This window comes from Pseudomonas sp. Irchel 3E19 (assembly GCF_900187585.1).
Lineage (GTDB): Bacteria > Pseudomonadota > Gammaproteobacteria > Pseudomonadales > Pseudomonadaceae > Aquipseudomonas > Aquipseudomonas baetica.
Window position 1 is genome coordinate 38,448 of record NZ_FYDT01000044.1, and the last position, 8,995, is coordinate 47,442.

Below are 8,995 nucleotides of genomic sequence, written 5' to 3' on the forward strand. Positions count from 1 at the left end.
CAAAACCAATAACGAGGACTCACCGTGGACTTGCAGAGCATTCTGGGCAAGCTGTTCGCCAACGCCGGTGCCGTCGGCATCGAAGGTGTTTTCCAATTCGTCTTTGGCCCGCAACAGGCCTACTGGTCCGCGGTCAAGGCCAACAGCCGCACCGAGGCCGGGCGCCACGCCAGTCCAGACGTGACCATCGAAATCGCGCAACAGGACTTTCTCGGGATCATGACCGGCATGGCCAACGTCGAGGAACTGTTCGCCAGCGGTCGCCTGAAAATCGGCGGCAACATGGGCCTGGCAACGCTGCTGCCGCAGATCATTGACCACGCGCGCAACGGTGGCGGCGCAGCGGCGGAAAAGGTCGACATGAACAAACGCTACCCGACACCGCCACGCTTCAGCGAAAAGCTCACCGCCAGCCTGCCGACCCAGTTCAACGTCGTGCCCGCGATGAACTGTGAGTAACTGAGTTCAGAAGCCGTTGTCTGCCCCACGGCGGGCCCGTGATGATCAGCAATGCGTTGCACGACTGGCCGCTGTTCAAGCTTAGCCGCGAAGAATCGCTGGTGCATTTCGTGACGTTTCTGCGGGTGACGCTGAAGGCTGGGGACTTGCTGTGTTTGCCGGAGGGCGGGGTCCATCAGGTGGAATCGGTGTCGACCTCGTTGTCGGTGAATTTCTGGGTGAATTCGGGACGGGGCTGGTAACACTGCAAATCCTGTGGGTGCGAGCCTGCTCGCTCCCACAATCACAATCTCATTTCAGATGACGGAAACTCTGCACAGCCGAGCCCAGTACCACCGCGCCAGCGGCAATCGCCAGCCAGAATCCGCTACGCGCACCGAAGGCGTCTACCAGCCACCCGGAACCGGCGGCGCCCACCGCCACGCCAATACTCAAGCCGGTCACCAGCCAGGTCAGCCCTTCGGTGAGTTTGGCCGGCGGTACGATGCGCTCGATCAACGCCATCGCGACAATCAGCGTCGGCGCGAAGAACAGCCCGGCGATAAACACCGCCAGCGACAAGCCCAAAATATTGCTCGCCAGCAGTAGCGGCAATGTCGTTACCGCCGTCGCCACGCCACCGTACAAAAACAGGCGGGGCAACGGCAGTTTCGAGCGCATGGCGCCGAAGGCGATACCCGCCAGGCACGAGCCGATGGCGTAAACCGACAAGACGATGCTCGCCGCCGCTGGCTGTCCTTGCTGCTGGGCAAACGCAACGCTGACCACATCAATCACACCGACGATGATGCCCATGGCAATCATCAGCGCCAGTAGTAGCTGAATATCCGTCGACGCAATGATTGAACCCTGATGATGCGACTCCTGTGGATGCACCGCCGGCTCGGTGCTGCGCTGGACTACGAACGCCGTGACACCTATCGCCAGCGCCAATAACGCCGCCAGCGGCCCGGCTTCGGGAAACACTGCCACGCACAACCCCACCGACAGCGGCGGGCCAACGATGAAACACACTTCATCAAGCACCGATTCCAGCGCATACGCCGTCTGCAATTGCGGCTGGCCACGATAGATTTCGGTCCAGCGCGCGCGCACCATCGCCGACATGCTCGGCATGCAACCGGCCAGCGCGGCGAAGATAAACAGCGTCCAGGTCGGCGCCTGCAACCGCGTGCACAGCAGCAACATCAGCAACGCCCCGCCACCGAGCAACGCCGAAACAGGCAGCACTTTACCCTGGCCGAAACGGTCAACCAGGCGCGACACCTGCGGTGCGCAAAACGCCGTGGCCAAGGCAAACGTCGCCGCCACCGCACCGGCCAACGCGTACCCGCCGTACAGCTGCGAAAGCATGGTGATCACGCCAATCCCGGTCATGGAAATCGGCATGCGCGCGATCATTCCCGCCAGCACAAAATTCCGGGCGCCGGGGGCGTTGAACAACTCGCGGTAGGGGTTTGCCATCGGTCACAGCCTCTTCAAGGGCGGCCAAGTTGCCACAGGGCAAGGTGCCGGGGAAGTGCGCAATTGTTGGTGGAATGTGAAGGCCTTGAAGATCAAAAGATCGCAGCGTGCCGCAGCTCCTACAGAGGAATGCGGCCAACGGTAGGAGCTGCGGCACGCTGCGATCTTTTGATTTTTGCTACTGAACTCTCTCGGCTTGCGACCAGTCAGCTAAATAGGCCCTCACTCAAGGCGCGATTTTGCATGCAGATCTCCCTAGCCAGACAAGTTGCATTAGTCACCGGCGCCAGCTCCGGCATCGGCCACGCCGCCGCCAAAGCCCTGGCCGCTGCAGGTGCCGCCGTGATCATCAACTACAACCGTCAGGCGGAACCGGCCGAAGCACTCGCCCGGCAGATCATCGCCGACGGCGGCCAGGCCTTGGCCATCGGTGCCGATGTGTCGAAAGAAGACCAGGTCGAACGGCTGTTCACCGAGACCCTCGAGGCCTTCGGTTCGCTGGACATTCTGGTGGCCAATTCCGGTCTGCAAAAAGACTGCGCTGCAGTGGACATGACGCTGGACGACTGGAACGCGGTGATCGGCGTCAACCTCACCGGCCAGTTCCTCTGCGCCCGCGCCGCGTTAAGGATTTTCAATCGCCAGGGCGTTCGCGAAGGCGTGTCCCGCGCCGCCGGCAAGATCATTCACATGAGTTCTGTGCACCAACGCATTCCGTGGGCCGGGCACGTCAATTACGCGGCGTCCAAGGGTGGCGTCGATCAATTGATGCAGACCCTGGCGCAGGAAGTCAGCCATCAGCGCATTCGCATCAATGGCATCGCGCCGGGGGCGATTCGTACAGCGATCAATAAAGACGCCACCGAAGGCGCGGCCGGCGAAAAACTCCTCGACCTGATCCCCTACGGGCGTATCGGCGATGTTGAAGACATCGCCAACGCGGTGGTCTTCCTCGCCTCCGACGCCGCCGATTACATCGTCGGCACCACCCTGTTCATCGACGGCGGCATGAGCCTCTATCCGGAGTTTCGCGGCAATGGCTGAGCAACATCCAGAACGACAAAGCCCGATCGACGCCCACGGCATCATCGGCGACATGCGCAGTGCGGCACTGGTCAACGACAAGGGCAGCGTGGATTTTTTCTGCTGGCCGGAGTTCGACAGCCCGTCGATATTCTGTTCGCTGCTGGACTCGCCCGACGCCGGGATTTTCCAACTGGCGCCGGACTTGCCCGATGCCCGCCGCGAGCAGATTTACCTGCCCGACACCAACGTCCTGCAAACCCGCTGGCTCAGTGAATATGCCGTGGTGGAAATCACCGACATGCTGCCGGTGGGTGACAGCAAAGATGATCTGCCTTTGCTGATGCGCCGGGTACGGGTGGTCAACGGCGAGGCGACCTTTAACATGCGCTGCGCCGTGCGCCACGACTATGCCCGCGCCGACACTCAAGCGCAGAACGATCAGAAGGACGTGGTGTTCAGTGCCTCCGGGCAACCGACGTTGCGTCTGGCCTCAGACCAATCGATGCAGATTGACGCCCAAGCCGCCGTCGCTCACTTCACGCTGAAGCAGGATCAGACGGCCGCTTTCATGCTCGGTGCCACCGACGATCCGCGTTTTGCCGAAGGCGCCGGCGCGTTCTGCATGGAGCGCACGCTGAAATTCTGGCGCGACTGGATCGGTCAGTCGATCTACCGCGGACGCTGGCGTGAAATGGTCAACCGCTCGGCGCTCGCACTGAAACTCCTGACCTCACGCAAACACGGCGCGATTCTCGCCGCTGCGACCTTCGGCCTGCCGGAAACACCGGGCGGCGAGCGTAACTGGGATTATCGCTACACCTGGATCCGCGATGCCTCGTTCACGGTCTACGCGTTCATGCGCCTGGGTTTTGTCAGCGAAGCCAACGATTACATGCGCTGGCTGCGCGGGCGGGTCAGCGACTGCCATGGCCAGCCGATGAAACTGAACATTCTGTATGCCATCGACGGGCGTCAGGAACTGCCGGAAACCGAACTTGCCAACTTATCCGGCCACGGCGGCGCAAAACCGGTGCGCATCGGCAATGGCGCCTATGACCAGATTCAGCTGGATATCTTCGGCGAACTGATGGACGCGGTGTATCTGGTCAACAAGTACGGCGACGCGATTTCCCACGAAGGTTGGAAACACGTGCGCGAAGTGGTCGATCAGGTGTGTGAGACCTGGCAGACCACGGATGTCGGCATTTGGGAAATGCGCGGGGAGCAGCATCACTTTCTGCATTCGCGCCTGATGTGCTGGGTGGCGCTGGACCGGGCAATCCGTCTGGCCTCAAAACGCTCGTTACCGGCACCGTTCGCCCAGTGGGACCAGACCCGTCAAGCGATCTACGCCGACATCTGGGACAACTTCTGGGATGAGGAGCGCGGGCATTTCGTCCAATACAAGGGCGGCACAGCACTGGACGGCTCGATGCTGTTGATGCCGCTGGTGCGCTTCGTCAGCGCCAAGGACCCACGCTGGCTGTCGACACTTGAGGCCATCGAAAAGACGCTGGTGCGTGACGGCATGGTTTATCGCTATCGCAACGATGACGCCAACATCGACGGCTTGACCGGCACCGAAGGCGCGTTTGCCGCGTGCTCGTTCTGGTACGTCGAATGTCTGGCCCGGGCCGGGCAAGTGGAAAAGGCCCATCTGGAGTTTGAACAGTTGCTGCGCTACGCCAACCCGCTGGGGCTGTACGCCGAGGAGTTCGACAGCCACGGGCGGCATTTGGGCAACACGCCGCAGGCATTGACGCATCTGGCGTTGATCAGTGCGGCGAGTTTTCTCGATCGGCGATTGAGTGGGGAAAAGAGTGAGTGGCAGCCGTAAAGTCAGCGGAGACTGTCGGAAATATCCCTCACAAAATGCTGAATGTAGGACGCAAGCCTAGACCTGAAGCCTAGAAACCCAGTCCCTCCGGCGAGGGACTACAAATCCCCAACAAAGATTGATCCATCCTTTCCCCGCAACTTGCGCTTACACCCCGAAATACCTTGTTGCCAGCGCTTACATCCGCCCCTACCATCCACCGCAACGGGCACAGCGGAGCTGTCCAACAAAACCCGAATTCAAGGAACCAGAATGTCCCAGCACGTCCAGCGTACCATCGACTCTCCCCTGCGCACCGGCCTGACCCGCACCCAACTCTGGGAAGGCACCGACAAAGGCCTGATCAAATGCTGGGAAATCGGCCGCCAGCGCGCCGTCCGCTTCCCCGACCTCGCCCTGAAATGCCTCTCTGGCGAATTACCGGTGCTCGGCTGGAAAGGTGGTGTGAGCCGCAGCCTGAAGAAGAACGAAAAATACGGCTCGCTGAAATACCTTGCGCAGTGGCAAGGGTTGCGCGGGGAAGATCTGGATATCGATTTAAGCGCCGAGCGTTCGTTGACGTGTTCGCGGACGAAGATGGTGGTGACGTTTACTCCGGATCGCAGCAAGTATTTCAATCAGGTGGCGGAAGCCGAAACCAATTAACACCAAGCTGTTGCGCTCGATACTCTTGCATGCCCTTAATCTAATGCACTTTGCGCGCAGCATACTAAGCCGAAGCAAAAACATGACAGCAGACATCACAACATCAGAAACCGCAACCACTGATCCTTTTGCAATATTTAAATTTCAAGCCCGCCGCTTTGCTCATTCCATCTTCTCGGAAAATACGCGAAAAGCATATTACGCCATAAGCATCAGCGCAGGCCTTGGCATCTTCTTTCTATATTTCTCGCACATTAACTACACTCCACGAATATCACTGACAGACTCGATAATGCTGATATTCTCAGCGCTTATTATTGGAATAATCTTTTCCCTGACCATGGCTGGTCTTTTCATCTTCCCATCTTTCATATGGAGAGATCTGGTCGAAGATTTCGGCGAAGACCAATCTCTGCGCTTCAAGTATATTCTGCACCGCCAAGGCATTGCTCTATTTTTACTTATCGTCCTGTTCCTGTGCGTGCTTTTATTTGAGAGCATCAGAGAATACTCACTAATATTCATCATATGTATATTATTGCTTTGGCCGATTTCCATGTTTGCAAACAATGAGAAACTGAAAAAACACGCAACCGCCTTAGCAATCAACGCGCTCATCATGAGCGTATGTACTTATACGCTAGTGACTCTTGTATTACATGGCGTAGAAGACATTCCCGACTCAAGCTTCAAAGAACCCACCACCCGAATTATTGTTTTTGCAAGTTTCACATTCGTGCTCTTCGCAAACATATTCATTGCCTCACTAAAAAGAGCAAATGCCACTAACACCTTGCTAATCGCTTTTTCACTATTAACAGCCATACTCATTGCAACCCAAAGCACAGCAGCCATTCCGAAGGGCATAATGCGCACACTTGGCCTGGGAAGCTTTCAAGCGAATGAAATAGTTCTCACCGATGAACTATGCGATTACTTCCGATCGATCGACCAATCAAAAATAAAGCGTATAAACAAGAAATCGTGCTTACTTATAAACCCATGGATACTCTGGAAAGGCGAGGATGCAACATTGATAAGAATAAAAAACACAAAATATCAAATAGAGAAGAAATACATAAACATCATGTCATATGACGTGTACGGCACGTCCACACCTGAACAAAAGAAACCGTAATCTCAAACGAAGAACGGTTTGTTCTTTCGGTAAAGTTATTCAAGGCATTACTGATCTGTTGCAGCGCTGACCGAAAACCGCTCCCGATACGCCTGCGGCGTCACACCGATAGCCCGCAGAAAACTACGACGCAATGTCTCTTCACTGCCAAACCCGCAATTGGCCGCGATGCGTTTGACTGGCAGGCCGGTGTCGCTCAATAACCGGCGGGCGGTCTCAACGCGAATCAACTCAATCGCCCGCGCCGGGGTCTGGCCGGTGTCGGCGCGGTAATGACGGACAAAGCTGCGTTCGCTCATGCCGGCTTGTTCGGCCAACGTCGGCACGCCGAGGTCGCAGGTCAGGTTTTCGGCGATCCACGCATGCAGGTCGTCAAAACGATTGCCCTGATTTTGCAGCGATAGCGTCACGCTGAATTGCGACTGCCCGCCCGGGCGTTTGAGGAAGACCACCAGATGCCGGGCGACGTCCAGCGCGATGTCGCGACCGAGATCTTCCTCCACCATCGCCAGCGCCAGATCGATGCCGGCGGTGACTCCCGCGGAGGTCCAGACCGGACCGTCGTTGATGAAGATCGGATTGGCCTCGACTTGCAGTTTCGGGTGCTGCTGCGCCAATTGTTCACAACGGGTCCAGTGGGTGACCACGCGACGACCGTCGAGCCAGCCACTGGCCGCGAGCAAAAATGCCCCGGTGCACACCGAGGCTACGCGCCGACATTTCGCCGCGTGTTTACGCACCCAATCCACCAGCGGCACATCTTCCGCCGCCGGATAAATGCCCCAGCCACCGGCGATGATCAGCGTGTCACTGGGCTCCAGCGGTAGCGGTTCAGCCAATACCGCCAAGCCTGCCGAGGACATCACCGCCCCGCCCTCGCTGGCGATCACCGACGGCGCATAAGGCACGGGCAAGCCGCGTTGACGCGCGAGGTCGTTGGCCGAGGCGAACACCTGCAACGGGCCTGTGACATCGAGTATCTGCATGTTGGCAAACGCGAGTACATGAATGGCTTTGGGCATTTGGCGTAATTCGTGGGGTTATTGGCGTATGCGCCAGAACCTACGCGCCTAGAGTGAAGCCGTCCACCCCTTTTAATGGAGCAAAAACGATGACGCTGCAGATCGGTTTTCTGTTGTTCCCGCAGGTTCAGCAACTCGACCTGACTGGCCCTTACGACGTGCTGGCTTCGCTGCCGGACGTAAAAGTGCATCTGATCTGGAAGGATCTGATGCCGGTCACCGCCAGCACCGGCCTGCTGCTGAAACCGACCACCACGTTCGAGGACTGCCCCGATCTGGATGTGATCTGTGTGCCGGGTGGCGGCGGTGTCGGGCCGTTGATGGAAGACGAGCAGACGCTGGATTTCATCAAACGACAGGCGGCGCAGGCGCGTTACGTGACGTCGGTGTGCACCGGTTCGCTGGTGCTTGGCGCGGCGGGTCTGCTGCAAGGCAAACGCGCAACGACGCACTGGGCGTATCACGATCTGCTGCCGACGCTGGGCGCGATTGCGGTGAAGGATCGAGTGGTGCGTGACGGCAATCTGTTTACCGGTGGCGGGATTACCGCCGGGATCGATTTTGCCTTGGTGCTGGCGGCTGAGTTGGTTGATGCCGACACGGCGCGACTGGTGCAACTACAACTTGAGTATGCGCCAGCACCGCCGTTCAACTCCGGTTCTCCGGACACAGCGCCTGGCTCAATCGTCGACAAGGCGCGGTTGCGCGCCGCTCCGTCGTTAAAACTGCGCACGGAAATCACTGAGCGCGCCGCCGCAAAGCTCAACCTGCGCTGATTTCTCTACCCCCCGGTGGAATACAAATCCCCTGTGGGAGCGGGCTTGCTCGCGAAAGCGGTGGATCAGTCGACACATTCATTGCCTGACCCACCGCCTTCGCGAGCAAGCCCGCTCCCACATTGGGATTTGTGTTGGGTCACAGGTTTCAGTGTTGTCCCGGATTCTCGCCACACTTTCACCTGTCTGAACCCTCTGCCCCCCGGTGGAAGACAAATCCACTGTGGGAGCGGGCTTGCTCGCGAAAACGTTGTATCAGTCGACACTTTCATTGCCTGATCCACCGACTTCGCGAGCAAGCCCGCTCCCACATTGGGATTTGTGTTGGGTCACAGGTTTCAGTGTTGTCCCGGATTCTCGCCACACTTTCACCTGTCTGAACCCTCTGCCCCCCGGTGGAATACAAATCCCCTGTGGGAGCGGGCTTGCTCGCGAAAGCGGTGGATCAGTCGACACATTCATTGCCTGACCCACCGCCTTCGCGAGCAAGCCCGCTCCCACATTGGGGTTTGTGTTGGGTCACAGGTTTCAGTGTTGTCCCGGATTCTCGCCACACTTTCACCTGTCTGAACCCTCTGCCCCCCGGTGGAAGACAAATCCACTGTGGGAGCGGGCTTGCTCGCGAAAA

Annotated in this window: 7 protein-coding genes and 1 pseudogene; 6 read left to right on the top strand and 2 right to left on the bottom strand. The window is 58.3% G+C overall.

All coding sequences use genetic code 11. From position 1 onward, the window contains the following. Positions 1-24: 24 nt before the first annotated feature. Positions 25-701 (top strand): annotated as a pseudogene (locus CKW18_RS22660) (SCP2 sterol-binding domain-containing protein). A 49-nt stretch (positions 702-750) separates the two neighbouring features. Here CKW18_RS22660 and CKW18_RS22665 read toward each other — a convergent pair. Continuing rightward, positions 751-1,923, bottom strand: a complete 1,173-nt coding sequence (locus CKW18_RS22665) for an MFS transporter (RefSeq protein ID WP_095190838.1) — start codon at positions 1,921-1,923, stop codon at positions 751-753. A gap of 243 nt (positions 1,924-2,166) precedes the next feature. Here CKW18_RS22665 and CKW18_RS22670 point away from each other — a divergent pair, with 243 nt between their 5' ends. The 4 genes from CKW18_RS22670 to CKW18_RS22685 all read left to right on the top strand — a co-directional run bounded on the left by CKW18_RS22670 (position 2,167) and on the right by CKW18_RS22685 (position 6,569). After that, positions 2,167-2,967, top strand: coding sequence for a glucose 1-dehydrogenase (locus tag CKW18_RS22670; RefSeq protein ID WP_095190839.1), 801 nt, complete (start codon positions 2,167-2,169; stop codon positions 2,965-2,967). After that, the gene (locus CKW18_RS22675; protein ID WP_095190840.1) at positions 2,960-4,786 is read left to right on the top strand and encodes a glycoside hydrolase family 15 protein; all 1,827 of its coding nucleotides are present in this window, start codon (positions 2,960-2,962) and stop codon (positions 4,784-4,786) included. Before CKW18_RS22670 ends, CKW18_RS22675 begins: the two co-directional genes overlap by 8 nt. Positions 4,787-5,038: 252 nt before the next feature. Next, positions 5,039-5,431 (top strand): hypothetical protein, encoded by a 393-nt coding sequence (locus CKW18_RS22680; RefSeq protein ID WP_095190841.1) that lies wholly within the window; start codon positions 5,039-5,041, stop codon positions 5,429-5,431. Positions 5,432-5,513: 82 nt separating this feature from the next. Continuing rightward, on the top strand, positions 5,514-6,569 hold the full coding sequence (locus tag CKW18_RS22685; protein ID WP_095190842.1) for a hypothetical protein: 1,056 nt from the start codon (positions 5,514-5,516) through the stop codon (positions 6,567-6,569). Between the two features lie 47 nt (positions 6,570-6,616). Here CKW18_RS22685 and CKW18_RS22690 read toward each other — a convergent pair whose 3' ends face one another. After that, positions 6,617-7,591 (bottom strand): GlxA family transcriptional regulator, encoded by a 975-nt coding sequence (locus tag CKW18_RS22690; protein WP_095190843.1) that lies wholly within the window; start codon positions 7,589-7,591, stop codon positions 6,617-6,619. A gap of 89 nt (positions 7,592-7,680) precedes the next feature. Between CKW18_RS22690 and inhA the strand changes: the two genes are divergently transcribed. Continuing rightward, positions 7,681-8,367 carry an isonitrile hydratase gene (inhA, locus tag CKW18_RS22695; RefSeq protein WP_095190844.1) on the top strand — a complete coding sequence of 229 codons (687 nt, stop codon included), beginning with the start codon at positions 7,681-7,683 and terminating at the stop codon, positions 8,365-8,367. Positions 8,368-8,995: the final 628 nt, after the last annotated feature.